This window comes from Azospirillum isscasi, assembly GCF_030849505.1.
In the GTDB taxonomy this organism is placed as follows: domain Bacteria; phylum Pseudomonadota; class Alphaproteobacteria; order Azospirillales; family Azospirillaceae; genus Azospirillum; species Azospirillum isscasi.
Genome location: NZ_JAUJFI010000075.1, coordinates 1 through 26,897 on the forward strand (window position 1 = coordinate 1; position 26,897 = coordinate 26,897).

A 26,897-nucleotide genomic window follows, 5' to 3' on the forward strand; every position below is an offset into this window, starting at 1 on the left:
CCGCTCCCCGCTTCGGCGAGGAAGAGGACGACCGCCGCGGCAAGCCGGGGAACAAGAAGGCCCCGGCCCCCGCCCCGGCGCGCAAGGCCGGCCCGGCGGGCGACCGCCGCAAGGGCTCCAAGATGACCGTCTCGCAGGCGCTGAGCGACGAGGGCGGCGAGCGCACCCGCTCGCTGGCCGCCGTCCGCCGTGCCCGCGAGCGTGAGCGGCTCCGCCAGATGAGCCGTCAGGAGACGCAGAAAGTGACCCGCGACGTCGTGCTGCCCGAGGTCATCACCGTCCAGGAGCTGGCGAACCGCATGGCGGAACGCGGCGCGGACGTGATCAAGCAGCTCATGCGCATGGGCGTGATGGCCACCATCAACCAGACGATCGACGCCGACACGGCGGAGCTGATCATCGCCGAGTTCGGCCACCGCGTGCGCCGCGTGTCGGAGGCCGACGTCGAGGTCGGCCTGCGCGGCGACGAGGACGTTGAGACGGCGCTGATGCCGCGTCCCCCGGTCGTCACGATCATGGGCCACGTCGACCACGGCAAAACCTCGCTGCTGGACGCCCTGCGCCAGACCGACGTGGTCAGCCGCGAGGCCGGCGGCATCACCCAGCACATCGGCGCCTATCAGGTGCAGCTGGAGTCGGGTGCGAAGATCACCTTCATCGACACGCCGGGCCACGCCGCCTTCACCGAGATGCGCGCCCGCGGCGCCAACGTCACGGACGTGGTGGTGCTGGTCGTCGCCGCGAACGACGGCGTCATGCCGCAGACGATCGAGGCGATCCATCACGCCAAGGCCGCGAAGGTTCCGATCATCGTCGCCATCAACAAGATCGATCTGCCCGACGCCAAGCCGGAGCGTGTCCGTCAGGAACTGCTCCAGCACGAGCTGGTGGTGGAGGAGCTGGGCGGCGACATCCAGACCGTGGAAGTGTCGGCCAAGGCCAAGCGCAACCTGGACAAGCTGGAGGAGGCCATCCTCCTGCAGGCGGAAATCCTGGAGCTGAAGGCCAACCCGGGCCGCACCGCCGAGGGCGTCGTGGTCGAGGCCAAGCTGGAGCGTGGCCGCGGTTCGGTCGCCACCGTGCTGGTCCAGCGCGGCACGCTGAAGGTCGGCGACGTGTTCGTCACCGGGTCGGAGTGGGGCCGCGTCCGCGCCCTGGTCAACGACCGCGGCCAGAGCGTCGAGCAGGCCGCCCCGGCCAGCCCGGTCGAGGTGCTCGGCCTCAACGGCACGCCGCTCGCCGGCGACGACTTCACCGTCGTCGAATCGGAAGCCCGCGCCCGCGAGATCGCCGAGTTCCGCCAGCGCAAGAAGCGCGAGGCCGCCAACGCGGCGTCCGCCCGCGGTTCGCTGCAGGACATGTTCAGCCGCATCCAGGCCGGCGAGGCCAAGGAACTGCCGGTCGTCATCAAGGGCGACGTGCAGGGCTCCATCGAAGCGATCTCCAACGCCCTGGAGAAGCTCACGGCGGAGAACACCGAGGTCAAGGTCCGCGTGCTGCACGCGTCGGTGGGTGCGATCAACGAGTCCGACATCACGCTGGCGAACGCCTCCAACGCGATGGTCATCGGCTTCAACGTCCGCGCCAACCCGCAGGCCCGCGACATGGCCAAGCGCGACAGCGTCGAGATCCGCTACTACTCGATCATCTACAACGTGATCGACGACGTGAAGGCGGCGCTGACCGGCATGCTGTCGCCGACCCTGCGCGAGCGCTTCATCGGCTACGCCGAAATCCGCGAGGTGTTCAACATCACCAAGGTCGGCAAGGTCGCCGGTTGTATGGTCACGCAGGGCACCGTCAAGCGCGGCGCCGGCTGCCGCCTGCTGCGCGACAACGTCGTCATTCACGAGGGCACGCTCAAGACGCTCAAGCGCTTCAAGGACGAGGTCAAGGAAGTGCGCGAGGGTTACGAGTGCGGCATGGCCTTCGAGAACTACGACAACATCCTGGCCGGCGACATCATCGAAGCCTTCGAGATCGAGGAGGTGGCGCGCGAGCTGTAAGCCCGCCGCCGCATCCCCGGTTCGCCGGACCTGACCTACGGATGACAAGGGCGCCCATGCGCCCTTGTCGCGTTTTCGCGGAGGGACAGATCCCTCTCGCACCGCATTCGGGATCGACAGCATGAGAAAGAAACACGATCTGGCCGGAAAGCCGCCGTCCCAGCGCCAGCTCCGCGTCGGCGAGGAGATTCGCCACGCCCTGGCGGATCTGTTCCGGCGCGGCGACTTCCACGACCCCGAACTGGCGGATCTGAACGTCACGGTGACCGAGGTGCGGATCAGCCCGGACCTGCGCAACGCCACCGCCTTCGTCACCCCGCTGGGCGGCGGTCACATGGACGAGACGCTGTCGGCCCTGCGCCGCGCCGCGCCCTTCCTGCGCGGCCAGATCGCCCGCGCCATCAACCTGCGCCACGCCCCGACGCTGAGCTTCGAGGCCGACACCTCCTTTGATTATGCCGGGCGCATCGACGCCATCCTGCACAGCCCGGCGGTCGCCCGCGACGTCGGCTACCGCTCGCTCGCCGACCGCGTGAACGGCGACGACGAGGATGACGAGGACGACGGCTGGGACGAGGAGGAGACCGGGACGGACGACCTCGACGAAGATGAGGATCTCGACGGGGACCTCGACGACGAGGACGAAGATGATGACGAGGGCGGCGAGGACGAGGGGCGCCGTGGCTCGTAAGCGCAAGGGCGAGGCGATCCACGGCTGGATCGTGCTGGACAAGCCGGCGGGGATGACCTCGACCCAGGCGCTGTCCAAGGTGCGGCGCCATTTGAACGCGGAAAAGGCCGGGCACGGCGGCACGCTGGACCCCATCGCCACGGGCATCCTGCCCATCGCGCTGGGCGAGGCGACCAAGACCGTGTCCTACGCCATGGACGGCGAGAAGACCTACCGCTTCACCGTGGCCTGGGGGACGCGCACCGCCACCGACGACCGCGAGGGTTCGGCGGTGGAGACCTCCGCCGTCCGCCCGGACGCCGAGGCGATCCGCGCGGCTCTGCCCGCTTTCCTGGGCTTCATCGAGCAGATCCCGCCGCAATACTGCGCCCTCAAGATCAACGGCGAGCGCGCCTACGACCTCGCCCGCGAAGGAGAGGCGGTGGACATCGCCCCCCGCACCGTCCGCATCGACCGGCTGGAGCTGATCGAGACGCCGGACGCCGACCATGCGGTGCTGGAGGTGGATTGCGGCAAGGGCACCTATGTCCGCTCCATCGCCCGCGACCTCGCCGAACGGTTGGGAACGGTGGGGCACATCCGCGACCTGCGCCGTTTGCGCGTCGGGTCTTTCACGCTGGACGGGGCGATTTCCCTGGACGATCTGACCGCGATGGAGCAAGGTGCCGCGGTCGAAAGACTTCTGTTGCCGATCGAGACCGCGCTGGACGACATCCCGGCGCTGGCCCTGACGGACGCGGAAGCGCACCGACTGAAGCACGGCCAGACGGTGGCCCTCCTCACCCGGCAGGACCGCGAACGCCTCACGGCGCTGCGCGGCGATGTTGGTGGGGACGGTACCGTCATTGCGTTTTTCGGCGGCAAGCCGGTGGCGCTGGCGCGCGTGGAGGGGGCGGAGATCCGTCCGGTGCGCGTTCTCAACCTTTGAACGATGGAGACCCCGATGTCGATCACTCCCGATCGCAAGCAGGAACTCATTAAGGAATATTCCCGCGGCACCAACGACACCGGTTCGCCCGAGGTCCAGGTCGCGATCCTGTCCGAGCGCATCCGGAACCTGACCGAGCACCTGCAGGGCCACAAGAAGGACTTCCACTCCCGCCGTGGTCTGCTGGTGATGGTCGGCCAGCGCCGCCGTCTTCTCGACTATCTCAAGAAGAAGGACAACGGCCGCTACGCCACGCTCATCGAGCGTCTGGGCCTGCGTCGCTGATTTCCAAAAGGCGTCCGTCCTGGTGACCGAGCATCCGTCCCGATCAGCGCTCGACCCGCCGCACCGCATTCCGGTGCACAGGGGATCGGTGTGCTGGTTGGGGCGGTCGGTTGTTCGCGAAGGTATGTTTTAGTCAGACGGCCGGCCCGGACCTTCCGGGACCGGCCGTTTGATGTTTTTGGCCCTTTTCGGGTTTTTACCCTTTTGGGGTTTTCACATGCGGGGTCCTACGACCGATGACCCCGGCTTAGGCCAGCAATCCGGCGGGCCTAGGTGTCGGATGGAAGGAAGAATCCATGTTCAAAGTTTTCCGCAAAGAAATCGAATGGGGTGGACGCAAGCTGACGTTCGAGACGGGCAAGATCGCCCGTCAGGCCGACGGCGCGGTGCTGGTCACCTATGGTGAGACCACGGTCCTCTGCACGGTCGTCGGCGCCAAGTCGCCGAAGCCGGGCGTCGATTTCTTCCCGCTGACGGTCAATTACCAGGAAAAGTCCTTCGCAGCCGGCAAGATTCCCGGCGGCTTCTTCAAGCGTGAAGGCCGCCCGACGGAGAAGGAGACGCTGGTCAGCCGCCTGATCGACCGTCCCATCCGTCCGCTGTTCGCCGATGGCTTCCGCAACGAGACGCAGGTCATCTGCACCGTGCTGAGCCACGACCTGGAGAACGATCCGGACATCGTCGCGATGGTCGGCACCTCCGCCGCGCTGACCATTTCCGGCATCCCGTTCCTGGGTCCGATCGGTGCGGCCCGCGTCGGCTTCGTCGACGGCCAGTATGTTCTGAACCCGACCATGGACGCCGTGGACGGTTCCGCGCTCGACCTCGTGGTCGCCGGCACCCGCGACGGCGTGCTGATGGTCGAATCGGAAGCGCAGGAGCTGACCGAGGAGGTCATGCTGGGCGCTGTCGTGTTCGGCCACACCGGCTTCCAGCCGGTCATCGACGCCATCATCGACCTCGCCGAAGAGTGCGCGAAGGAGCCGTGGGACCTGCCGGCCCCGGCCTACGACCGCGCCGCCGTCAAGGCGAAGCTGCGCGAGACCGTGGGCGCCGACGTGGAGGCCGCCTACACCGAGACGGTGAAGCAGGTCCGCTACGAGAAGATCGGCGCCGCCAAGGCGAAGGCGCTGGAGGCCCTGGCCGAGTCCTTCGAGACCCAGGCCATCGCGACCGAGTTCAAGGAGCTGGAGGCCGACATCCTGCGCGGCGCCGTTCTGAAGACCGGCCGCCGCATCGACGGCCGCGACACCAAGACGGTCCGCCCGATCGTGTCGGAGGTCGGCGTGCTGCCGCGCGCCCACGGTTCGGCGCTGTTCACCCGCGGCGAGACCCAGGCGCTGGTCGTCACCACGCTGGGCACCAGCCAGGACGAGCAGATCATCGACGCGCTGCAAGGCGAGTACCGCGAGCATTTCATGCTCCACTACAACTTCCCTCCGTACTCGGTGGGCGAGGCCGGCCGCATGGGCTCGCCGGGCCGCCGCGAGATCGGCCACGGCAAGCTGGCGTGGCGCGCCATCCACCCGCTGCTGCCGAAGAAGGAGGACTTCCCCTACACGCTCCGCGTGGTGTCGGAAGTGACCGAGTCCAACGGCTCGTCGTCGATGGCGACGGTCTGCGGCACCTCGCTGTCGCTGATGGACGCCGGCGCCCCGCTGCCGCGCCCGGTGGCCGGCATCGCCATGGGCCTGATCAAGGAAGACGACGGCTTCGCGGTCCTGTCGGACATCCTGGGTGACGAGGATCACCTGGGCGACATGGACTTCAAGGTCGCCGGCACCGAGAAGGGCATCACCGCGCTCCAGATGGACATCAAGATCACCTCGATCACCGAGGAGATCATGAAGATCGCGCTGGGCCAGGCCAAGGATGGCCGCCTGCACATCCTGGGCGAGATGGCCAAGGCCCTGACCGGCGCCCGCGAGGCGGTGAACCAGAACGCCCCGCGCATCACCGTGATCAACATCCCGAAGGAGAAGATCCGCGACGTGATCGGCTCCGGCGGCAAGGTGATCCGCGAGATCGTGGAGCAGACCGGCGCCAAGATCGACATCGAGGACGACGGCACGGTCAAGGTGGCCGCGGTGGACACCAAGGCCGCCCAGGCCGCCATCGACTGGATCAAGGGCATCGTCGCCGAGCCGGAACTGAACGTGATCTACACCGGCAAGGTCGTGAAGGTCGTCGATTTCGGCGCCTTCGTGAACTTCCTGGGTTCCCGCGACGGCCTCGTCCACATCTCCGAGTTGGCGCAGCAGCGCGTCGGCAAGGTGTCGGACGTGGTGTCGCAGGGTGATTCGGTGAAGGTGAAGGTCATCGGCTTCGACGACCGCGGCAAGGTCAAGCTGTCGATGAAGCAGGTTGATCAGGCCACCGGCGAAGACCTGACCAAGAAGGACGGCCCCGCCGCCTGATAAGGTCTGTTTCTCCGTCCCCTGCGTGAGTGGGGGACGGGTCGGGGAGGGGGCAAGCCGCCCCCACCCCAGCCACTTTCATCCCTTCGACCGCTCCCGCCCCTTGTGCTAGAAGGTGGAACCACCACCGTCGCGGGACGCGCGCCTTTCCATGACCGACCAGCCTTCCGGAACCGCCGCCTCTCCGCCGAACGCCCCGTCCTTCCGGATCGACTGGGGGTTGCAGGGCCTTCTCCGCCTCATCGACTCCTATGATTTCCGCACGGTGCTGGATGTCGGGTCCGGCGGCGGCGACCACGCGCGTCTGCTGCGCCACATCGGCAAGGAGGTGGTGACGGTCGATCTGCATCGCAGCGCCGACATCCGCGCCGACTTCATGGACGCGGCCATCGACCGGACCTTCGACGTGGTGTGGTGCTCCCACGTGCTGGAACACCAGCGCGACCCCGGCGCCTTCCTGGAAAAGCTGCGCCGCTGCCTCGCCCCGGACGGGGTGCTGGCGATCAGCGTGCCGACCCACCCGGCGGACCGCATGGTGGCCGGCCACGTGTCGAGCTGGAACGCCTGGCTTCTCTGCTATCATCTGGTGTTGGCCGGTTTCGACTGTGCGGAGGCGCGCTACGTCAACACGGTGGACCTCAGCCTGATCGTCCGCCACCGCCCGGCTTTGGCCGGCGACATCGGCACGGACGCCGGCAGCGGCGCCGACCCCTTCACGGCCATCGCCCCCTTCTTCCCGTTCCCGGTCAGCCAGGGCGCCACGGCGCCGCTGGGCGAGATGAACTGGGGCGGTTTCGATTACTTGGTGCCCGGTGGCTTCCCACCCTTCCGCCTGCACAGCCGCTTCCTGCCGCCGGAGGGGCTGTTCATCGGAGGGAGTGGATGAACCGATTCGGGAGCGCATCGTGTTCCCTGGATGAAGGGGCCTACAGCCGTTCCGCTCCGAAGGTGTCGCAGGCGTCCAGCCGGCCCGTGTCCAGACCGGTGCGGAACCAGCGCACCCGCTGGGCGGAGCTGCCGTGGGTGAAGCTGTCGGGCGTTACGGTGCCGCGGGACTGGCGCTGCAAACGGTCGTCGCCGATGGCGCTGGCGGCGGTCAGGGCCTCCTCCACGTCGCCGGGCTCGATGACTTGGCGCTCGCGGTTGGCGTGGTTGGCCCACAAACCGGCGAAGCAATCGGCCTGAAGCTCCAGCCGCACCGACAGCCCGTTCGATTCCGCCTGGGACCCGGCCTGGCGCTGGGCCCGCTGCACCTGGTCGGAGATGCCCAGCAGGTTCTGCACATGGTGACCGACCTCATGGGCGATCACATAGGCCTGGGCAAAGTCCCCCGGCGCGCGGAAGCGGTCGCGCAGATCGCGGTAGAAACTGAGATCGATGTAAAGCTTCCGGTCCAAGGGGCAGTAGAAGGGACCCATCGCCGCCTGGGCGAAGCCGCAGCCCGAATCCACCGTGCCGGAGAACAGAACCAGGGACGGGTCCTGATAGGTCCGGCCCATCTGCTGGAACTGGGCGGCCCAGGTGTCCTCCGTGTCCGCCAGGACGACGGACACGAAGCGCTTCAACTCATCGTCCGCACCGCTCCGTGGAGCGTCGGATTGTTCATAGCGCGCCTGCTCCTGCGGGCCGGTTCCCTGCAGCAGGTCCAGCGGGTTGATGCCCAGAAGAAGCGACACAACCACGATCACCGCCAGACCGCCGATGCCGATCCCGCCGCGCCCGATGGGGATGCCGATGCCGCCGGTGCGGAACCCACCCCGCCCGGACAGGCCGCCCCCGGAGGCGCCGCGCCGGTCCTCGACATTCTCGCTCTCGCGACCGCCCTGCCACCGCATCGCCCGATCCTCCCCCGATGCCTTGCGTAGGGACAACCGGCGAGGGGCGGCGGCTGTTCCTGCGCTCCGCCGGATGCGTCGACGGACGTGCTTGACCGGAAGCGGGGCCGTGTCATTTCCTTAGGGCATGAAGCAAAGCTCCTTCGTCCCGACCGACCCCGTGACCGACACCGGCCCGCTGCCCTTCCGCGTGTATTGGTGGCACGCGCTGGTCTTCTGGCTGCTCACCAACACCTATGGCGTCTTCGAGCGGGGAGGGGAGCCGTTTCCCGGCTACCAGCCCTCGCCGTTGCAGCCGCCGGGCTGGGCCTTTCCGGTCATCTGGTTCAGCATCAGCCTGATCCAGCTCTGGGGATGCGTGCGGCTGCTGAACGCGCCCTGGACGATCCGCTGGCGCCCGGCGCTGATCGGCCTGCAAGGGGCGCTGTGGCTGCTCTACGCCAGCTTCGGATTCATCTATTTCACGCTGGGCAGCCCGGTTCTGGCGGCGGCCTGGACCATGGCCTACGTCATCATCGCGTCCACCAGCGTGCTGCTGGTCTGGCCGGACGACCGGGCCATCGCGGCGAGCTGGCTGCCGCTGGTGCTGTGGACCGGCTTCGCCTCCATCGTCGCCGTCCATGGCGTCATCCTGAACCCGGACCCGCTGTTCGGGCTGGCGCCGGGGCTGGGGACGCGCTGATCACCCCCGGTAGCGGTGCGTCGCCCCGGTGAAATCCTCCGCCACATAACCGCCCTCGCCATCGGGCCGCACCCAGCCCGGAGCGGCGGGGGCCTTGCCGTGCCCGCCGGGGATGTCCAGCACATAGGTCGGCTGGCAGAGACCCGAGACGCGCCCGCGCAGCCCCTTCACCAGAGCCTGCCCCTCGGCCAGGGTGGGGCGGAAATGGCTGGTGCCGGCGGCAAGGTCGGGGTGGTGCAGGTAATAGGGTTTGATCCGGTTGCGAACCAACCCCCGGAACAAAGCCTCCAGCGCCGCCGCGTCGTCGTTGATGCCTTTCAGCAGCACGGTCTGGCCCAGCAGCGGAATGCCGGCGTCGGCCAGCCGGGCCAGGGCGCCGCGCGCCTCCTCCGTCAATTCGTCGGCGTGGTTGACGTGGACGGCCACCCAGGTCGCCACGTCCGGCGCCTTCAGCGCCTCCACAAGTTCCGCCGTGACGCGCGCCGGGTCGGCGACGGGGATGCGGGTGTGCAGGCGGACCACCCCGACGTGGGGAATCTCCGACAGGCTGCGGACGATGTGGGACAGGCGCCGCGGCGACAGCAGGAAGGGATCGCCGCCGGTCACCACGACCTCCCACACCTCCGGATGCGTACGCACATACGCCAGGGCGGCGTCCAGTTCCTCCGGCGACAACGCCTCGCCGCCGGGGCCGACCATTTCCCGCCGGAAACAGAAGCGGCAGTAGACCGCGCAGGCGTGCAGCGGCTTCAGCAGAACGCGGTCGGGATAGCGGTGGACGATGCCCTTCACCGGGCTGCGAACCACGTCGCCGATGGGATCGGCGCGCTCCTCCGGCGCGGTGTACGCCTCTTCGGGGGAGGGGACGTACTGCGCGTACAGGGGATCGCCGGGGGGCGTACCCTCAAGCCTTTCCAACAGGTACGGGGTCAGGGCGATGGCGTAGCGGTCCGCCACGGCGGCCACGGCCTCGCCCGCCTCGGGCGTCATCAGCCCGGCGGCCACCAGATCGGTCACGCTGTGCGCAGCCTTCATCGCTCGTTCCCGACTCACCGCGTTCCGTCCTAATATAGGGGTCCCGCTCTTACTCCCGCAGGACCCATGCTGTCGACTCTTCCCCGCCTGATCGGCCACCGCGGCGCCAAGGAGAGCGCTCCGGAAAACACCCTCGCCAGCCTGCGCGAAGCGGCCCGCCAGGGCGCCGCCTGGGTCGAGGTGGACGTGATGCTCACCCGCGACCGCGTGCCGGTGCTGATCCACGACGACACGCTGGAGCGCACCACCAGCGGCGCCGGCCCGGTGCCGGACCTGACGCTGGCGGAGCTGAAGCGGCTGGACGCCGGCTCCTGGTTCGACACCCGTTTCGCAAACGAAACGGTACCGACGCTGGAAGAGGCGCTGGGGCTGATCCGCAAGCTCGGCCTGGGTCTGAATCTGGAGATCAAGCCCTACCCCGGCCAGGACGTGCCCACGGCGGAGGCCGCGCTGGACCTGCTGAAGCGGCTGTGGCCCGGCGGCTTGCCGCTGCTGGTCTCCAGCTTCGAGGTGCCCTGCCTGGAGGTGGCGCGCGATCTGGCGCCGGACATCCCGCGCGGCTACCTGCTGTGGGACCCGCCCGCCGACTGGGCGGCCATCGCCGACCGCATCGGGGCCGCCACGCTGAACGTCCACCAGGACCGGCAGACGGCGGAAAGCGTCGCCGCCTACCGCGCCACCGGACGTCCGGTGCTGGCCTACACCGTCAACGACGCGGCGCGGGCGCGGACGCTGTTCGGCTGGGGGGTGGCCGGCGTCTTCACCGACGCTCCGGGGCGGCTGGCGGCGGAGCTGTCCGAAGAGACACTCCCGTAAGGCGCCTCACCCTGGGGGTGAGGTTTGACGTATGGGGAACTGTGGCTGTGACAGATTTTTTTCTGGCACCGCGAATCCGCTCGTCCGCACGGAAATTTCCTCATATATAGATCGCTCATGGCGGCTAGGCCGTCGGGGGCAGGACTCCCGGCGGCGTTTTTCGTCGTCTGTCGGGTCGCGCTGTCCGGGTGCCCGTGCGTGGGCGCTCTCTTGGTCTTGGAGGTTTCGTTGAAGGCGCTTAAGCCGTTGCTGATGTCTGGCCGGGAGGTTCTGCCGCTCGTCGAGGGTGGCAAGGGAATTGCCGTCTCCAACGGGGAAAGCTCCGGCGCCTGGGCGGCTGCCGGGGGGATCGGCACGTTCTCGGGTGTGAACGCCGACAGCTATGACGAGAACGGGAACCTCCTCCCGCAGATCTATCACGGCAAGACCCGCCGCGAGCGCCACGACGAGCTGATCCGCTTCGGCATCGAAGGCGGCATCGCGCAGGCGCGCATCGCCCACGAGACGTCGAACGGCCAGGGCCGCATCCACATGAACGTCCTGTGGGAGATGGGCGGGGCCGAGCACATCCTGCACGGCGTTCTGGAAGGCTCCCAGGGGATGATCCACGGCGTCACCTGCGGCGCCGGCATGCCCTACAAGGTGGCCGAGATCGCCGTGCGCTACGGCGTCCACTACTACCCCATCGTCTCCTCGGCCCGCGCCTTCCGCGCCCTGTGGCTGCGCGCCTACCACAAGTTCCGCGAGAATCTGGGCGGCGTGGTCTACGAGGACCCGTGGCTGGCCGGCGGCCACAACGGCCTGTCCAATTCCGAGGATCCGCTGAAGCCGGAGGACCCGTTCCCCCGCGTCCTGGCGCTGCGCCAGATGCTGAACAGCTTCGGCCTGAACGACACCCCCATCGTCATGGCGGGCGGCGTCTGGTGGCTGTCGGACTGGGAGGACTGGATCGACAACCCCGACCTCGGCCCGGTGGCCTTCCAATTCGGAACGCGCCCGCTGCTGACCCAGGAAAGCCCGATCTCCAACGCCTGGAAGCACCGGCTGCTGACGCTGAAGGAAGGCGACGTCTTCCTGAACCGCTTCTCGCCGACGGGCTTCTACTCCTCCGCCGTCAAGAACCCGTTCCTGATGGACCTGATGGCCCGGTCGGAGCGTCAGGTGGCCTATCTGCCCAAGCCGGTGGGCGAGCATTCCGCCGAACTGCCGCTGGGGCCGCGCGGCCGCCCGGTCTATGTGACCGAAACGGACAAGGCCCGCGCGGAGGGCTGGATCTCCCAGGGCTTCACCAGCGGCCTGAAGACGCCGGACAGCACGGTCATCTTCGTCACGCCGGAGCAGGCGGAGCGCATCCACCGCGATCAGGTGGACTGCATGGGCTGCCTGTCGGCCTGCAACTTCTCCAACTGGGCGCAGAACGAGGAAGGCACGAACGGCAAGCGCGCCGATCCGCGGTCCTACTGCATCCAGAAGACCCTGCAGGCGGTCAGCCACACCGACGACTGCGAGAACCAGCTCATGTTCGCCGGTCACAACGCCTTCCGCTTCGCGTCGGACCCCTACTACAAGGACGGGTTCATTCCGACCGTGAAGCAGCTGGTGGAGCGGATCGCCACCGGCTACTGATCCCGGTTTCCGGCAGGGTTCGCGAGGGGCTCTTGCCCCATGACCTGAAATCGTTCTAAAGTAAGCGGACTGCGGCAGATCGCCGCGGTCCGTTTCGCGTTGAGAGCACCATGACCGGCACCCGACCCTTCAAGCGCGCCCTCGACCGCCTGCAGACGGCAGGCTTCCGCCCGACGCGCCAGCGCCTGGGGCTGGCCCGCCTGCTGTTCGAGGGGGAGCACCGTCACGTCACCGCCGAGCAGCTCCATACGGAGGCCATGGGCGCGGACCTGCGCGTGTCGCTCGCCACGGTCTACAACACGCTGAACCAGTTCACCGCCGCCGGCCTGCTGCGCGAGGTGGTGGTGGAGGCCGGCAAGTCCTACTTCGACACCAACACCAGCGACCACCATCACTTCTTCCTGGAGGGGACGGGCCGGCTGGAGGACATCCCCGGCGACGACGTGGTGGTGCAGCACCTGCCGCCGGCCCCGCCCGGCACCCGCATCGCGCGGGTGGACGTGATCGTCCGGCTGAGCGCGGAGCAGGGCGGGGACGGCCGGTAAGGGACTTGCGGACGATGGCGGGTTCCGGGAAGAATCCGTCACCCGCTCAAGCCCTTGGAGAAATTCCAGCACATTGACGCGTTTTGGGAGCGGTGGCATAAGCCGTAGCCGACGCTCGGCCGCCTGAGGCCATACGCCCGTACGCGACCGGGCCAGACAGAACCCCGTCTGGAGGAAGCCGCCATGTCGCTGAAAGGCACGAAGACCGAGCAAAATCTCAAGGCGGCCTTCGCGGGTGAGAGCCAGGCCAACCGCCGCTATCTCTATTTCGCCCAGAAGGCCGACGTGGAAGGCCACAACGACGTCGCCGCCGTCTTCCGCTTCACGGCGGAGGGCGAGACCGGCCATGCCCACGGCCACCTGGAATTCCTGGAGGAAACCGGCGACCCCGTCACCGGCCTGCCCATCGGCGACACGGTCAGCAACCTGAAGGCCGCCATCGCCGGCGAGACCCACGAATACACCGACATGTATCCGGGCATGGCCCGCACCGCCCGCGAGGAAGGCTTCGAGGAGGTGGCGGACTGGTTCGAAACGCTGGCCAAAGCCGAGAAGAGCCACGCGGGGCGGTTCCAGAGGGTGCTGGACCAGCTCTCGTCCCCGGCCCGTTCATGACCGCCCACCGGACCGAGATCACCCGCGCCGACATCCTTCCTCCGGACCGCTACGCCCTGGAACGCGCCGCCCGCCGCAAGGCGCTGGTCGCGGTGAAAAGGAACCGCCGCGTCGCGGTCGGTCCCTATGCCGTCGCCCATTTCGAGAATTACGAGACGATGTGGCAGCAGGTCCACGAGATGCTCCACATCGAGCGGGGCGGCGAGGAGCAGATCGCCGGCGAACTGCGCGCCTACAACAGCCTGATCCCCAAGGGGGCGGAACTGGTCGCCACGGTGATGTTCGAAATCGCCGACCCGGTGCGCCGCGCCGCGGAGCTTGGCCGGCTGGGCGGGGTGGAGAGGACGGTGACGCTGCGCTTCGCCGGCCACACGGTCGCCGCCCGCCCGGAGGACGACCTGGAGCGCACGAACGACACCGGCAAGGCGTCCGCCGTCCATTTCCTGCATTTCGGCTTCACGCCCGCGCAGATCGCCGCCTTCCGCGCGCCCGGCACGGAGGTGATCCTCGGCATCGGCCATCCCCACTACGGCCACATGGCCGTGATGCCGGAGGCGGTGCGGGCGGAGCTGGCGGGGGATTTCCGGTAGGGGAGTTGCTGCGTGGGCAGGCGTCCGCCCTACTCGAACTTCTCGTCCTTGTAGGCGCCCCAGAACTCCCCGCGGCCCATCCAGCCGCGGTAGCCCTTCAGGTCCACCTCGCACCAGTCGCCCTGGCATTTGCGCAGCCAGCCGATCACGCCCGGCTGGGCGCGGGCCACGACCGCGGCGTCGCTGCGCGGCTCCTTGCGGACGGTGCGGATCTCGCCGGTGATGACGACGCTGCGCTTGCCGGACAGCATGCTCTGATGCACCCAGCCCTCGCTGCCCTCCCAATCGCGGATGCGGCGCCAGGTGTCGAATTCCTGGGTGATCTCCACCGGCATTTCCTTGCGGGTGAACACCCATTCGATGGGGTAGCGCACGTTGGGGCCGGTGCGTGCGTTCACCTCGCCCGAGCGCAGCGACACGAAGCGGGGAATCGGCAGGCCGGAGGCGTGGGTCGGGTCCTTCTCGCGCCGCCCGCCTTCGGACGCGCCGGCGGAGGACGGGGCGACCGAAGCCAGGGCGGCGGCGGCCAGCGCCAGTGTGGCAAGCGCGCGGCGGATGGCAGACGTCGTCGGCAACGGCAACACCGGCAGCCCCGTGCTGTGAAGTCGGATGAAGAGCAGCCATGGCGGCGGCGGAGGCCACTATAATTAGGGGTAGCCGCCAGGGGCAAGCGCAAGGCGCGGGCGGGCGCCGGACGTTGGTTCTTGTCACATCGGCGGACCGTTCACGAGGCCGGGCGGCGCGCCGAATCGTCACTGCCATCTGGACAGCTTCCCAACCGCTTGATAGGACAAGCGTCGGCCCGGAATGGGGGAGGCACCGTCCAATGACCGAAAAGAAGAAGCCGCTCGTCGTCGTCACCCGGAAACTGCCCGACGTCGTCGAGACGCGGATGATGGAGCTGTTCGACGCACGGCTGAATTCCGACGACGAGCCCCTGACCCACGCGCAGCTGATCGATGTGGCGCAGGTGGCCGACGTGCTGGTCCCCACCGTCACCGACCGGATCGACCGGGAGGTGATCGAGAAGGCCGGGCCGCAGCTCCGCCTCATCGCGTCCTTCGGGACGGGCGTCGACCACATCGACCTGAAGGCGGCGCGGGAGCGCGGCATCAGCGTCACCAACACGCCGGGCGTCCTGACCGAAGACACGGCGGACATGACCATGGCCCTGCTGCTGGCGGTCGGCCGCCGGCTGGCCGAGGGCGAGCGGCTGGTGCGTTCCGGCCAGTGGAAGGGCTGGGGGCCGACGACGATGCTCGGCCACCGCATCCAGGGCAAGCGGCTGGGCATCCTCGGCATGGGCCGCATCGGGCAGGCGCTGGCGCGCCGCGCGCGGGCCTTCGGCATGTCGATCCATTACCACAACCGCCGCCGCGTCCATCCCGACGTCGAGCAGGAGCTTGAGGCGACCTATTGGGACAGCCTGGACCAGATGCTGGCGCGCATGGACGTGGTGTCCATCAACTGCCCGCACACCCCGGCCACCTATCACCTGCTGTCCGAACGCCGCCTGAAGCTGCTGCGCCCGCACTGCTTCATCGTCAACACCTCGCGCGGCGAGGTCATCGACGAGACGGCGCTGACCCGGATGCTGTCCAAGGGCGAGATCGCCGGCGCTGGCCTGGACGTGTTCGAGCACGAGCCGGCGGTGAACCCGAAGCTGCTCCGGCTCGACAACGTGGTCCTGTTGCCGCACATGGGCTCCGCCACCATCGAGGGGCGAATCGACATGGGCGAGAAGGTCATCATCAACATCAAGACCTTCGTGGACGGCCACGCCCCGCCCGACCGCGTGCTGGAAACCCTGCTGTAAGGCGGCAGGGAGGGGGCGTCTACAGGACGCCCTCATACAGCGCGGCCATGGGGATTTCGATCCCGACGGAGGGAAAGCGCAGCGTCCCGCCCCCGATGATGTCGCGGACGACCCAGCTTTGCTCGTCCTCCCGGTGCCAAAGCTCGGCACAGCGCTTGGTCGAGTCGAGCAGCAGGATTTCCTGCACGGACGGGATTTCCCGATAGACCGCCAGCTTCCGGCCACGGTCGAACTGGGCGGTGGACGGCGACAGGATCTCGACGATGATCGCTGGGTCCGGCACCGGGACCATGCCGGGCTTCAAAGGCTGGCAGGTCACCGCGATGTCGGCCTGGAAGTAGGTGTCTTCGTGTTCGGAAAGCCGGATGCCCGCTTCGGAAATGGCTCGGCACGGAGGCCGGAGCCGCATTCCGATCTGTATGCCCACCGCCATGGCGAGGGCACCATGGGTCGCCGCGGGCGGCGCCATGGCGACGGGCTGGCCGCCGACCAGCTCATAGCGGGCGTCGGTCCCATCGTCCCAGACGAGGAACTCATCCACGGTCATCGGGCGGGGTGCCGGATCGCTCATGCCCATGAGTATGGTCCTCTCCTTCCCGCCATCCAAGGGGCCGCCGCGGTTATTCCGCGGCCAGCCCGCCGCCCAGCTCGATGCGGACCTCCACCACGCCGGGCTCGTCCAGGTTCTCCTTGCGGATGAAGCCCAGGGCGCGGCACATGCCGAGCATGCTGGTGTTCTCGCGCAGAACCTCGCCGTAGACCTCCTTGATCCCGCGGGAGCGGGCGTAGTCCAGGATCTTGTTCATGAGCTGGTAGCCCAGCCCCTGGCCCTTCATATCCGACCGCACCATCACGGCGTATTCGGCGCGCAGGTTGTCGGGGTCGGCGGTGATGCGGACCACGCCGAACATGATGGTGTCGCCCGTCTCCGGGTCCGGTCCCACGGCGACCAGACCCATCTCGCGGTCGTAGTCCATCTGGGTCAGGCGGGCGGCGGCCTGGTGCGACAGGCGCTTCAGCGGCGCGAAGAAGCGCAGCCGCAGATCCTCCTGCGTCTGGTTGGCCACCATGTGGTGCACCAGCGGCTCGTCCTCCGGCAGGATCGGGCGGACGAGGAACTGGCGGCCGTCCTTGATGGCGATGCGGTCCTCCAGCCCCTTGGGGTAGGGGCGGATGGCCAGACGCTTGGCGCCGGGCAGGGCCGGCACGCCGACCTTGATGCGGGCGTCCAGAGCCAGCACGCCTTCCGAGTCGGCCAGCAGCGGGTTGATGTCCAGCTCGGCGATTTCCGGGAAATCGACGACGAGCTGGGAGATCTTGTTCAGCGTCAGCGCCACCGATTCGAGATCGACCGCGGCGCGCGAGCGGTAGCCCTGCAACTGCCGCCAGATGCGGGTGCGGCCCATCAGCTCGGTCGCCAGCTTCATGTTCAGCGGCGGCAGGGCGAGCGCGTAGTCCTCCACCACCTCCACCCCGATGCCGCCCTCGCCGAACAGCAGGACGGGGCCGAACAGCTCGTTCTCCGTCATGCCGACGATCAACTCGTAGGCGTCGGGGCGGACGGCCATCTCCTGGACGGTGAAGCCCTCGATTCGGGCGTCGGGCACGGCCTCGCGCACGCGGGCCAGCATGGCCTCGGCCTCGGCCCTGACCTCGCCCGGCTCGGTCAGGTGCAGGGCGACGCCGCCGACGTCCGACTTGTGGGTGATGTCCGGCGACAGGATCTTCAGCGCCAGCGGCCCGCCGATCATCTCGGCGCAGTGGGCGGCCTCCTCCGGCGTGTCGGCGCGGCGGGTGTCCACCACGGGGACGCCGTAGGCGGCCAGCACGCGCTTGGCCTCATACTCGGTCAGCCAGTCGCGCTTCTCGGCGATGGCGCGGGAGATGATCTTGCGCACCATGATGCCGTCGGGCTGGAAATCCTCCGGCACCGACGGCGGGGTTTCCATCAGCAGCTCCTGGTTCCGGCGGTATTCCACCAGATGCAGGAAGGCGCGCACCGCGTGGCTGGGCGTGTCGTAGGTGGGGACGCGGTTGGCGGCGAACAGCTTGCGCGCTTCCGCCGCCGTGTTGTCGCCCAGCCAGCTCGTCAGCACCGGGTGCTTGCGCGTCTTGTTGGCGACCATGGTGTCGACCACCGCCTGCGCGGCGGCCAGCCCGTCGGTCACCGCGGTCGGGCAGTTCAGCACCAGGACGGCGTCGTTGTTGGGGTCGGCCATCAGCGCGTTCAGCGCGTCGGCGTAGCGCTTCGGCGAGGCGTCGCCGCCGATTCGCAGCGGGTTGCGGGCGCTGCCGGCGCCCAGCGCCTTTTCCAGCGCGTCCATCGTCTCCGGCGCGAACTGGGCCAGCCGCCCGCCGGACAGGATCAGGCTGTCGGTCGCCATCACGCCCATGCCGCCGCCGTTGGTCAGGATGGCCAGCCGGTCGCCGGTGATCGGCGCGCCGGTGCCCAGCGTGCCCACCGCGTCGAACAGCTCGTCCAGGTCGGTGACGCGCAGGATGCCGGCGCGGCGGAAGGCGGCGTCATAGACCGCGTCGGACACCGCCAGCGCCCCGGTGTGGGAGGTGGACGCCTCCAGCGCCTCGTCCGTGCGGCCGGACTTGATGACGATCACCGGCTTCTGGCGGGCGGCGGAGCGCGCCGCCGACATGAACTTCCGCGCGTCGGTGATGCTCTCGATGTAGAGCAGGATGGCGCGCACGGTGGCGTCGCCGGCCAGATAGTCCAGCAGGTCGCCGAAATCGACGTCGGCCTTGTCGCCCATCGAGATCAGGTGCGAGAAGCCGATCCCCCGCGCCGTCGCCCAGTCGGCGATGGAGGTCACCACCATGGACGACTGCGCGACCAGCGCCACGTCGCCCTTCTTCGGGGTGACATGGCCGAAGCTGGCGTTCAGCCCGCGGCCCGGCACCATGATGCCCAGGCTGTTGGGGCCCAGCACGCGCATCAGGTGGGGCTTCGCCGCTTCGCGCAGGGTCTGCGTCTGCTCCTTGGAAAAGCCGCTGGAGATGACGATGGCCGCCTTGGTGCCGCGCTTGCCCAGCGCGTCGATGGTGGCGGGCACCGTGGCGGCGGGGGTGCAGATCACCGCCAGATCCGGCGTGGCCGGCAGGTCGTCCACCGTCTTGTAGGTCAGCACCCCTTCGACCGCGCGCTCGCTGGCGTTCACCGGCATGATCGGGCCGTCGAACCCGGCGTTGAAGAGATTTCGGGCCACCACGGCGCCGATGGTGTTCGGCTTGCGGGTCGCTCCGATCAGGGCGATCGAGGTGGGCTTGAACAGGCGGTCGAGGTTGCGAACGGTCATGGCCGGGTTCCGGGGGTTCGTCTCACACAGCAAGGCTCGAACAGCCGCCATTCCGGTAAAGATCGGACCGGGGCCGCCGACTTGCAATCAGTGGTATGGAGGCTAAGGAGGCAATCGCGGGACGGGAACGCGACCGATCGCCGCTTATGCTGCGGTGCAACATACACTTTGGTAATACCTTTGTACAGGCGCCCTTTGTCGCGCCCCCTCCTTACGGGATATTTCCGCCGCTCATCGGGGCTTGAGCGGGCCGGCGCGTTGCTCCACCCTGTTGGCGTTCCACAGAAAAACGGGGAGAGGGAGCCATGAAGGTCGGGATCGTCGGGGCCGGCGCGGTGGGCGCCACGGCGGGGTTCGCCATGGTGATGAGCGGTTCGGCCAGCGAAGTCGTGCTGGTGGACATGAACGAGAAGCTGGCGGCGGCCCAGGCGCAGGACATTGCGCACGCCGTGCCTTTCGCCCGCGCCGCCCAGGTGCGCCATGGCGGCTATGCGGCGCTGGCCGGGGCCGGGGTGGTGGTGCTGGCCGCCGGGGTGGCGCAGCGGCCCGGCGAGACGCGCCTGCAACTGCTGGAGCGCAACGCGGCGGTCTTCGGCGCCATCATCCCCTCGGTCCTGGCGGCGGCGCCCGACGCGATCCTTCTGGTGGCGACCAACCCGCTGGACGTGATGACGCAGATCGCCACCCGCATCTCCGGCCTGCCGCCGGCGCGGGTGATCGGCTCCGGCACCATCCTGGACACCGCGCGGTTCCGCGCGCTGCTGGCCGACCGGCTGGGGGTGACGGCCAAGTCGGTGCACGCCCATGTGGTGGGCGAGCACGGCGATTCGGAGGTTCTGCTGTGGTCCGGCGCCACCGTGGCCTGCCTGCCGGTGGACCGCGGCGCCGAGCGGCTGAAGCGCCCCCTGACGGCGGAGGACCGTGCGGCCATCGACGAGGGCGTGCGCCGCGCCGCCTACCACATCATCGACGGCAAGGGCCACACCGCCTTCGGCATCGCCGGCGGCCTGTCGCGCATCGTCGCGGCCATCGCGGGGGACGAGCGCGCGGTGCTGACCTGCTCCATCCTCAACGACGACGTGCTGGGCGTGCCGGACGTGGCCCTGTCGCTGCCGCGGGTGATCGGGGCCGGCGGCGTTCTGGAAACGGTGCTGCCCGACATGTCGGACGAGGAAACCGCGGCGCTGAAGCGCAGCGCGGAGATCCTGAAGGAGGCGGTGACGTCGGTGGAGAAATCTCTGCCGTGACGGGGTGAGGGGGTGCGGGATTCTCGTCGGGCAACAGGGTCTTCACGGATTTAAACACGGATTTCACGGAATTTTCTGTGCGTGTCCGGTGCATGTCCTTCCGGTTGTCACGCGCTGGGCAAGCTCAAATAAAAATCCGTGTAAATCCTGTTGCCCGACGAGAATCCCGAACCTCCGAACCCCGGCCCGCGTTGCAGGACCGGCCCCGCGGTGCGGAGCCGGCCCCTGCAACCCGTCCAGTCGATTTGCCTGTCAGACCACCGGGCCCGGCTGGCCCTTGTTGGCGGCGGCGGCGCGCTCGATGCCTTCCTGGATCTTCTTGGCGGCTTCCTGCTCGTCGCCCCAGCGCAGGATCTTCACCCACTTGTTCTTTTCCAGATCCTTGTAGTGCTGGAAGAAGTGGGCGATCTGCTCGGTGGTGATCTCCGGCAGGTCCTTGTAGGACTTCACGTTGCTGTAGAACGGGTGCAGCTTGTCGACCGGAACGGCCAGCAGCTTCTCGTCCTCGCCGCCCTCGTCCTCCATGTACAGCACACCGATCGGGCGCGAGCGCAGGACGGCGCCCGGGATGACCGAATGGCGGCCGACCACGCAGACGTCCACCGGGTCGCCGTCACCCGACAGGGTGTGCGGGATGAAGCCGTAGTTGCAGGGGTAGTACATGGCCGTGTGCAGGAAACGGTCGACGAACATCGCGCCCGACTCCTTGTCGATCTCGTACTTCACCGGCTCGCCGCGCAACGGGATCTCGATGACCACGTTCACGTCCCACGGGGCGTTCTTGCCGACCGGAACCTTGCTGAGATCCATGGAAACTATCCTTCGACTGCAAAAAGCGGGTTGCTCTGGATTGATGGCGCCGGCCAAAGCTCCGGACGCCGCGCGCGCGGAGTTTTAGGCAGATGCGTGCATAAGTCAAAGCCACTTGCGCAGGTGCGGCAAAGGGACGAGCCTTCGCCATGCCCTACGTCCTCCTTGCGCTGCTCTTTTTCGCCTTGCTTCCCCTTCCGGGGCGGGCCGATTCCCCGCGGAAGGCCGTCCACGCCATCGCCATGCACGGGGACCCGGCCTACCCGCCGGGCTTCGCGCATTTCGCCTACGTCAACCCCGACGCCCCGAAGGGCGGCACGCTGCGCCAGGCGGTGACCGGCGGCTTCGACACGCTGAACCCCCATGTGGTGAAGGGCATCCCCGCCCTTGGACTCGGTTTCGTCTTCGAAACGATGCTCGCGCGCTCGTGGGACGAGCCGTTTTCCCTCTATGGCCTGCTGGCCGAAAGCCTGGAGGTGCCGGAGGACCGGAGCGCCGCCACCTTCCATCTGAACCCCGCCGCGCGCTGGCACGACGGCACGCCCGTGACCGCCGCCGACGTGCTGTTCTCGCTGGAGGTCCAGCGCACCCACGGCACGCCGAACCGCCGCCAGTTCTACGCCAAGGTGACGGGCGCCGAGGCGCCGGACGGCCGCACCGTCCGCTTCGCCTTCGCCCCCGGCCCGGACGGTCGTTTCGACCGCGAAATGCCCCTGCTGATGGGGTTGATGCCGATCCATTCCAAGGCGTGGTGGGCGGGGCGGGACTTTGCCGCCACGACGCTCGACCCGCCGCTGGGCAGCGGCCCCTACCGGGTGAAACAGGCGGAGGCCGGGCGGCGTATCCTCTACGAACGGGTGACCGGTTACTGGGGGCGGGATCTGCCGTCGCGGCGCGGGCTGTTCAACGCCGACACGCTCGATTTCACCTACTACCGCGACGACTCGGTGGCGCTGGAGGCGTTCCTGGCCGGGCAGGGCGACGTGCGGCGCGAATCCGATCCCGCCAAATGGGCCACCGGCTACGACGGTCCGGCGCTGCGCGAGGGACGGATCGTGCTGGAGGAACTGCCGCACCGCCGCCCGGAGTTCGCCCGCGGCCTGATCTTCAACACCCGCCGCCCCCTGTTCCAGGACATCCGGGTGCGGCGGGCGCTGGGCCTCGCCACCGATTTCGCCTGGATCGGCAAGACCCTGTTCCATGGCGCGCTGGCCCGCACGGCGAGCTATTACCCGAATTCCGAACTGGCCGCACAGGGCCTGCCGGGGCCGGACGAAGCGGCGGTGCTGGAGCCCTTCCGCGACCGCCTGCCGCCGGAACTGTTCACCCAACCCTTCACCCTGCCGCAGACCGACGGCAGCGGGCCGGCGGGGGCGCGGGCCAACCTGCGCGAGGCGCTGCGCCTGCTGGGCGAGGCGGGCTGGCAGGTGCGCGGCGGGCGGCTGGTGGATGGGGCGGGGCGCCCCTTCGCCTTCGAAATCCTGCTGGGCAGCCCGGCGGACGAGCGGGTGGCGCTGGAATACGCCCGCTCGCTGGAGCGGCTGGGCATCGCCGCCACGGTGCGCACGGTGGACAACGCGCAGTACCAGGCGCGGCTAGACCATTTCGATTTCGACATGACCCTGCGCTGGTGGGTCTCCAGCCTCTCGCCGGGCAACGAGCAGCTTTACTATTACGGGAGCGACGCGGCGGACCAGCCGGGCAGCCGCAACTACGCCGGCATCCATGACCCGGTGGTGGACGCCATCGCCGCCTCCATCGCCGAAGCGCGGACGCGCGGGGACCTCGTGGCCCGTGTCCGTGCGCTCGACCGGGTGCTGCTGTGGGGCCATTACATGGTGCCGCTGTTCCACAGCCCGGTGGACCGCATGGCCCGCTGGTCGCGGCTGAAACACCCCGAGACGACGCCCCTCTACGGCCCGCTGGTCGAGTCCTGGTGGGTGGAAGACGGCGGCTGAGCCTTCACCGGTCCGCCATGAACCCGGTAGGCGTGCAGGACCACCTCCGCGACGGCGTCCAGATCCGCGAAGCGGTCGGTGTTGACGATCAGGTCGTATTGCAGCGGATCTTCATTGGAGACCTTGAAGAACTCCTTGAAATACTTGGCGCGTGCGGCGTTGACCCGCTGCACCTCGTGCAGCGCGTCGGCCACTTTGGCGGGATCGCCGCCGGCCAGACGGGCGGCGCAGATCTCGTCCGACCCGACGATGCGGACGCGGAAGCGCGGTGCCCCGCGCAGCAGCAGATGCGCCCCGCGCCCGACGATCACCCCGCCGCGGAAGGCGATGCCGTTGACCACGCGGGTCAGAAGCTTCTGGTATTCGGTCAGCGGGTCGTGCAGCCCCATCAGGCTGGCGTAGAGGAACATGCCCGCCCGCCCCGGCAGTTTTTCGTCGAGCTGGCGCATCAGCGCCGGATCGGACGTGGCCGTCGCCACCACGGCGTCGAGGATTTCCTTGTCGAAGCAGGACACCCCCAGCGACTCGGCCAGCCGCGCCGCGATCACCTCGCCGCCGGTGCCGTGGTCACGGGCGATGGTGACGACGGGAGGGGACGACTCCAGCGGGCCGCTGTGGGGCCGGTGCGGCTGAAGCTGGTCGGTCCGAACGTAGGTGAGGAGCGCCTGGAATTCATCGCGGGCCATGGCATCCCTCCGCAAGCGGTTGAGCCGCCTTCAGTGTCCGGCCCGGCGCCGATGCGGTCAAGAACGCCCAAGGAGGAGGGGCACGCCGCCGCACCCCTTCCGCGCCGTCGAAATCACACTTGGAATCAACCTACAGCACCCTCACCGCGATCACCGCCAGCAGGGCGACGATGATCCACAGGGCGATGCGCTCGCTCAGCCGGCGCTCCACCCAGCGGTCGAGCATGTGCTTGACCGAATGGGGGTGCAGGCGCAACCCGCCCTCGGCGATCTGGGTGGCGGCGCGTTCGGCCTGGCTCACCAGACTGGGGAGGCGGCGCACCGTCGACACCGCGGCCTCCAGATCGTCGAGAAGCTGCGCCTCCGGCCCGCGGTTCTCGCGCATCCAGTCCTCGATCAGCGGGCGCGCCAGCTCCCACATGTTGATGCTGGGATTGAGGAAGCGGCCCACGCCCTCCGCCGTCAGCATGCTCTTCTGAAGCAGGAGAAGCTGCGGCTGGGTCTCCATCTCGAACTGCTCGGTCACCGCGAAGAGCTGGGCGAGCAGCCGCCCGACCGAGATCTCGTTCAGCGGTTTGTTCTGCAACGGTTCGCCGATGGCGCGGCAGGCCTGGGTGAAGACCTCGATCGACTGGTGGCGGGGGACGTAGCCCGCCTCGAAATGCACCACCGCGACGCGGCGGTAGTCGCCGGTCAGGAAGCCGATCAGCATGTCGGCCAGATAGGTCCGCGTCGCCCGGTCCAGCCGGCCCATGATGCCGAAATCGACGGCGGTGATGTTGCCGTCGTGGGTCACGAACAGGTTGCCGGGGTGCAGGTCCGCGTGGAAGAAGCCGTCGCGGAACACCTGGTTGAAGAAGCTGGCCGACGCCTTCGCCAGGATCTCGTCGCGGTCGAAGCCGGCGGCGTCCAGCTTCTCCGATTCGTCCACCTTGAAGCCGCGGATGCGCTCCAGCGTCAGGACGCGGCGCGCCGTGCGGTCCCAGTCGATGGCCGGCACGTTGAAGGTGGGGTCGTCCTTGAAGTTTTCCCCCAGCTCCGACGCCGCCGCGGCTTCCATCCGCAGCTCCATCTCCAGGCGGGAGGTGCGGGCGAAGGTGTCCACCACCTCGCGCGGGCGCAGCCGCTTCAGCTTGGGCATGACCATGACGGCCAGCTCGGCCAGCCAGTAGAACAGGTCGATGTCCCGCTCGAAGGCGTTTTCGATGCCGGGGCGCAGCACCTTCACCGCGACCTCCCGCCCCTCGGCGGTGACGGCGAAATGCACCTGCGCGATGGAGGCGGCGGCGACCGGAACCTCGTCGAAGCTGCGGAACAGCGTCGCGATGGGGGCGCCCAGCTCCTCCTCGACGATGGCGCGGGCCTGGGCGCCGGGGAAAGGCGGCAGCTTGTCCTGAAGCTCGGCCAGATCCAGCGCCATCCGCTCGCCGACGAGGTCGGAACGGGTGGACAGGAGCTGCCCCAGCTTGATGTAGGTCGGCCCCAGATCGGCCAGCGCGCGGGCCAGCCGCTGGCCGACGCGGCCCGGCTCCTTGGCGTTGCCGACCCAGCGCCAGAACAGCGCGAAGCCGGGGGCGGTCTGCGGCAGCGTTTCCGGCAGCGCGTTGTAGCGCGCCAGCGTGCGGCCGATCACGAAGAGGCGGCCGATGTTTCGGGCGGTCCGGAACAGCATCCGGTCAGATCCGCCAGCCGGAATGGATGGCGGCGATGCCGCCCGTCAGGTTGCGCACGCGCACCGCGCCGAAGCCCGCGGCCTCGATGCGCTTGACCAGCGCCTGCTGCTCGGGGAAGCGGCGGATGCTCTCCGCCAGATAGCGGTAGCTGTCCTCGTCCCCCGCCACCATGCGGCCCAGCCGCGGCAGCACCTGGAAGGAATAGACGTCGTAGATCTCGCGCAGCACCGGAAGGACCACGTGGCTGAACTCCAGGCAGAAGAACTTTCCACCGGGCTTCAACACGCGGTGCGCCTCGGAAAGCGCGGCGTCGATGCGCGTGACGTTGCGCAGGCCGAACGCGATCGTGTAGGCGTCCACCGAACGGGAGGCGATCGGCAGCTTCTCCGCGTCGCCGACGGTCCAGTTCACCCCGGTCAGCAGGTTCCGGTCATAGGAGCGGTCGCGCCCGACCCGGACCATCGCCTCGGTGATGTCGCAGACCACCGCCCGCCCGCCGCCGCGCTGCAGGAAGCGGAAGGCGATGTCGCCGGTGCCGCCCGCCACGTCCAGCAGCGTCATGTCGGCCTTGGGCGCCACCATCTCCATCAGCGTGTCCTTCCACAGCCGGTGGATGCCGCCCGACATCAGGTCGTTCATCAGGTCGTAGCGCCCGGCCACGCTGTCGAAGACGGCGCGGACGAGGCCGGACTTGGCGTCGGGGTCGACGGGGCGGTACCCGAACCAGTTCCCTTCGGCCCCGGCGGAGACGCCGGTGGCCGGGCCGGTGGCCGGATTTGCGGGCTGGGACGGGGCGGAGGGGGTGCGCGGATCGGTCATGGCGCGCAACATAGCGCGCGGCCTGGGCTTGCGCCAGCCGGGGCGTTGCCGTGCCGCACCCCCGGCGCGCGGTTTTTGCGGGCTTGACCCCGCGCCCCGCCTTCGTCACGGTGCCCCGGTTGAAGACGGGGGGACCATGGCCACGCTGCAGGAAGCCCTGCTGATCGCCTTCGACCTCCAGCGGGAGGGGCGCTTCGCCGAGGCCGACTCGGTCTACGGGCAGATCCTCGACGCCCTTCCCGGCCATCCGCCGGCCCTTCATCTGCGCGGCCTCCTGCTTGCCCAATGCGGGCGGCTGGAGGAGGGCTGCGCGCTGGTCGGGCAGGCCATCGCCGGAGACGGCCTTCAGGGCGGCGCCCAGCCCGACATGCACGCCAACCACGCCAGCCTGCTGGAGGCGCTGGGCCGCTTCGGCGCGGCGGCGGAGGCGCTGGCCCGGGCCGCCGCCCTCGATCCGGAGCGCGTGGCGCTTCTCAACAATTTCGCGGTGCGCCGGCTGGCCGCCGCCG

At 68.9% G+C, this 26,897-nt stretch carries 24 protein-coding genes and 1 pseudogene; 16 read left to right on the forward strand and 9 right to left on the reverse strand.

What is annotated here, in order from left to right; all coding sequences use genetic code 11:
- From infB to QSG27_RS15765, 6 genes are all read left to right on the forward strand, one after another.
- Nucleotides 1–2,006 (forward strand): translation initiation factor IF-2 (gene infB, locus QSG27_RS15740; RefSeq protein ID WP_306707693.1); only part of this gene is annotated, 2,006 nt, incomplete at its 5' end.
- A gap of 121 nt (nt 2,007–2,127) precedes the next feature.
- Complete coding sequence (gene rbfA / locus QSG27_RS15745; protein ID WP_306707695.1) at nt 2,128–2,697, forward strand: 30S ribosome-binding factor RbfA; 570 nt, start codon at nt 2,128–2,130, stop codon at nt 2,695–2,697.
- Nucleotides 2,687–3,625 carry a tRNA pseudouridine(55) synthase TruB gene (truB, locus tag QSG27_RS15750; protein ID WP_306707697.1) on the forward strand — a complete coding sequence of 313 codons (939 nt, stop codon included), beginning with the start codon at nt 2,687–2,689 and terminating at the stop codon, nt 3,623–3,625. The genes rbfA and truB overlap by 11 nt, the downstream gene beginning before the upstream one ends.
- Nucleotides 3,626–3,640: 15 nt before the next feature.
- Entirely contained in the window at nt 3,641–3,910 is a 270-nt protein-coding gene (gene rpsO, locus QSG27_RS15755; RefSeq protein ID WP_183177518.1) for a 30S ribosomal protein S15, read from the forward strand.
- A gap of 296 nt (nt 3,911–4,206) precedes the next feature.
- The gene (gene pnp / locus QSG27_RS15760) at nt 4,207–6,327 is read left to right on the forward strand and encodes a polyribonucleotide nucleotidyltransferase (protein WP_306707700.1); all 2,121 of its coding nucleotides are present in this window, start codon (nt 4,207–4,209) and stop codon (nt 6,325–6,327) included.
- 151 nt (nt 6,328–6,478) lie between these two features.
- Nucleotides 6,479–7,213, forward strand: a complete 735-nt coding sequence (locus QSG27_RS15765; RefSeq protein WP_306707702.1) for a class I SAM-dependent methyltransferase — start codon at nt 6,479–6,481, stop codon at nt 7,211–7,213.
- A 40-nt stretch (nt 7,214–7,253) separates the two neighbouring features.
- Here the strand turns inward: QSG27_RS15765 and ypfJ are convergent, their stop codons facing one another.
- The gene (gene ypfJ / locus QSG27_RS15770) at nt 7,254–8,162 is read right to left on the reverse strand and encodes a KPN_02809 family neutral zinc metallopeptidase (RefSeq protein ID WP_306707704.1); all 909 of its coding nucleotides are present in this window, start codon (nt 8,160–8,162) and stop codon (nt 7,254–7,256) included.
- A gap of 127 nt (nt 8,163–8,289) precedes the next feature.
- Here ypfJ and QSG27_RS15775 point away from each other — a divergent pair, with 127 nt between their 5' ends.
- The gene (locus QSG27_RS15775) at nt 8,290–8,844 is read left to right on the forward strand and encodes a TspO/MBR family protein (protein WP_306707706.1); all 555 of its coding nucleotides are present in this window, start codon (nt 8,290–8,292) and stop codon (nt 8,842–8,844) included.
- Here the strand turns inward: QSG27_RS15775 and QSG27_RS15780 are convergent, their stop codons facing one another.
- On the reverse strand, nt 8,845–9,879 hold the full coding sequence (locus tag QSG27_RS15780; protein ID WP_306707708.1) for a lysine-2,3-aminomutase-like protein: 1,035 nt from the start codon (nt 9,877–9,879) through the stop codon (nt 8,845–8,847). It lies immediately after the preceding gene.
- 66 nt (nt 9,880–9,945) lie between these two features.
- On the opposite strand from QSG27_RS15780, the gene QSG27_RS15785 reads away from it, so the two are divergent.
- The 5 genes from QSG27_RS15785 (at nt 9,946) to QSG27_RS15805 (ending at nt 14,071) form a co-directional block, all read left to right on the forward strand.
- Nucleotides 9,946–10,695 (forward strand): glycerophosphoryl diester phosphodiesterase, encoded by a 750-nt coding sequence (locus QSG27_RS15785; protein WP_306707710.1) that lies wholly within the window; start codon nt 9,946–9,948, stop codon nt 10,693–10,695.
- Nucleotides 10,696–10,923: 228 nt separating this feature from the next.
- Nucleotides 10,924–12,321 (forward strand): NAD(P)H-dependent flavin oxidoreductase, encoded by a 1,398-nt coding sequence (locus QSG27_RS15790; protein WP_306707712.1) that lies wholly within the window; start codon nt 10,924–10,926, stop codon nt 12,319–12,321.
- 110 nt (nt 12,322–12,431) lie between these two features.
- Nucleotides 12,432–12,866: an iron response transcriptional regulator IrrA gene (gene irrA, locus QSG27_RS15795; RefSeq protein ID WP_306707713.1), complete on the forward strand. Its 435-nt coding sequence runs from the start codon at nt 12,432–12,434 to the stop codon at nt 12,864–12,866.
- Between the two features lie 183 nt (nt 12,867–13,049).
- Entirely contained in the window at nt 13,050–13,481 is a 432-nt protein-coding gene (locus QSG27_RS15800) for a rubrerythrin family protein (protein WP_306707715.1), read from the forward strand.
- Nucleotides 13,478–14,071: a DUF3501 family protein gene (locus tag QSG27_RS15805; protein ID WP_306707717.1), complete on the forward strand. Its 594-nt coding sequence runs from the start codon at nt 13,478–13,480 to the stop codon at nt 14,069–14,071. The genes QSG27_RS15800 and QSG27_RS15805 overlap by 4 nt, the downstream gene beginning before the upstream one ends.
- A 29-nt stretch (nt 14,072–14,100) precedes the next feature.
- Here QSG27_RS15805 and QSG27_RS15810 read toward each other — a convergent pair whose 3' ends face one another.
- On the reverse strand, nt 14,101–14,655 hold the full coding sequence (locus QSG27_RS15810) for an SH3 domain-containing protein (RefSeq protein WP_306707719.1): 555 nt from the start codon (nt 14,653–14,655) through the stop codon (nt 14,101–14,103).
- Nucleotides 14,656–14,897: 242 nt separating this feature from the next.
- Between QSG27_RS15810 and QSG27_RS15815 the strand changes: the two genes are divergently transcribed.
- Nucleotides 14,898–15,887 carry a 2-hydroxyacid dehydrogenase gene (locus tag QSG27_RS15815; protein WP_306707722.1) on the forward strand — a complete coding sequence of 330 codons (990 nt, stop codon included), beginning with the start codon at nt 14,898–14,900 and terminating at the stop codon, nt 15,885–15,887.
- Between the two features lie 19 nt (nt 15,888–15,906).
- Here QSG27_RS15815 and QSG27_RS15820 read toward each other — a convergent pair whose 3' ends face one another.
- Nucleotides 15,907–16,464, reverse strand: a complete 558-nt coding sequence (locus tag QSG27_RS15820; RefSeq protein WP_306707723.1) for a Uma2 family endonuclease — start codon at nt 16,462–16,464, stop codon at nt 15,907–15,909.
- A 43-nt stretch (nt 16,465–16,507) separates the two neighbouring features.
- The gene (locus QSG27_RS15825) at nt 16,508–19,195 is read right to left on the reverse strand and encodes a bifunctional acetate--CoA ligase family protein/GNAT family N-acetyltransferase (protein WP_306707725.1); all 2,688 of its coding nucleotides are present in this window, start codon (nt 19,193–19,195) and stop codon (nt 16,508–16,510) included.
- Nucleotides 19,196–19,500: 305 nt separating this feature from the next.
- Here QSG27_RS15825 and QSG27_RS15830 point away from each other — a divergent pair, with 305 nt between their 5' ends.
- A complete protein-coding gene (locus tag QSG27_RS15830; protein WP_306707727.1) occupies nt 19,501–20,442 on the forward strand; it encodes an L-lactate dehydrogenase in 942 nt (313 codons plus the stop codon).
- A gap of 252 nt (nt 20,443–20,694) precedes the next feature.
- On the opposite strand, the gene ppa is transcribed toward QSG27_RS15830, so the two are convergent.
- The gene (gene ppa / locus QSG27_RS15835; protein ID WP_306707729.1) at nt 20,695–21,252 is read right to left on the reverse strand and encodes an inorganic diphosphatase; all 558 of its coding nucleotides are present in this window, start codon (nt 21,250–21,252) and stop codon (nt 20,695–20,697) included.
- Nucleotides 21,253–21,401: 149 nt separating this feature from the next.
- Here ppa and QSG27_RS15840 point away from each other — a divergent pair, with 149 nt between their 5' ends.
- Entirely contained in the window at nt 21,402–23,210 is a 1,809-nt protein-coding gene (locus QSG27_RS15840) for an extracellular solute-binding protein (protein ID WP_306707731.1), read from the forward strand.
- Here the strand turns inward: QSG27_RS15840 and QSG27_RS15845 are convergent.
- From QSG27_RS15845 to QSG27_RS15855, 3 genes are all read right to left on the reverse strand, one after another.
- A complete protein-coding gene (locus tag QSG27_RS15845; protein ID WP_306707733.1) occupies nt 23,165–23,896 on the reverse strand; it encodes a cytidylate kinase-like family protein in 732 nt (243 codons plus the stop codon). The genes QSG27_RS15840 and QSG27_RS15845 overlap by 46 nt on opposite strands.
- Nucleotides 23,897–24,026: 130 nt before the next feature.
- The gene (gene ubiB / locus QSG27_RS15850; protein WP_306707735.1) at nt 24,027–25,568 is read right to left on the reverse strand and encodes a 2-polyprenylphenol 6-hydroxylase; all 1,542 of its coding nucleotides are present in this window, start codon (nt 25,566–25,568) and stop codon (nt 24,027–24,029) included.
- Nucleotides 25,569–25,572: 4 nt separating this feature from the next.
- Nucleotides 25,573–26,388 carry a class I SAM-dependent methyltransferase gene (locus QSG27_RS15855; RefSeq protein ID WP_306707737.1) on the reverse strand — a complete coding sequence of 272 codons (816 nt, stop codon included), beginning with the start codon at nt 26,386–26,388 and terminating at the stop codon, nt 25,573–25,575.
- Nucleotides 26,389–26,524: 136 nt separating this feature from the next.
- Here QSG27_RS15855 and QSG27_RS15860 point away from each other — a divergent pair.
- A pseudogene (locus tag QSG27_RS15860) lies at nt 26,525–26,897 on the forward strand (tetratricopeptide repeat protein); the annotation flags it as partial.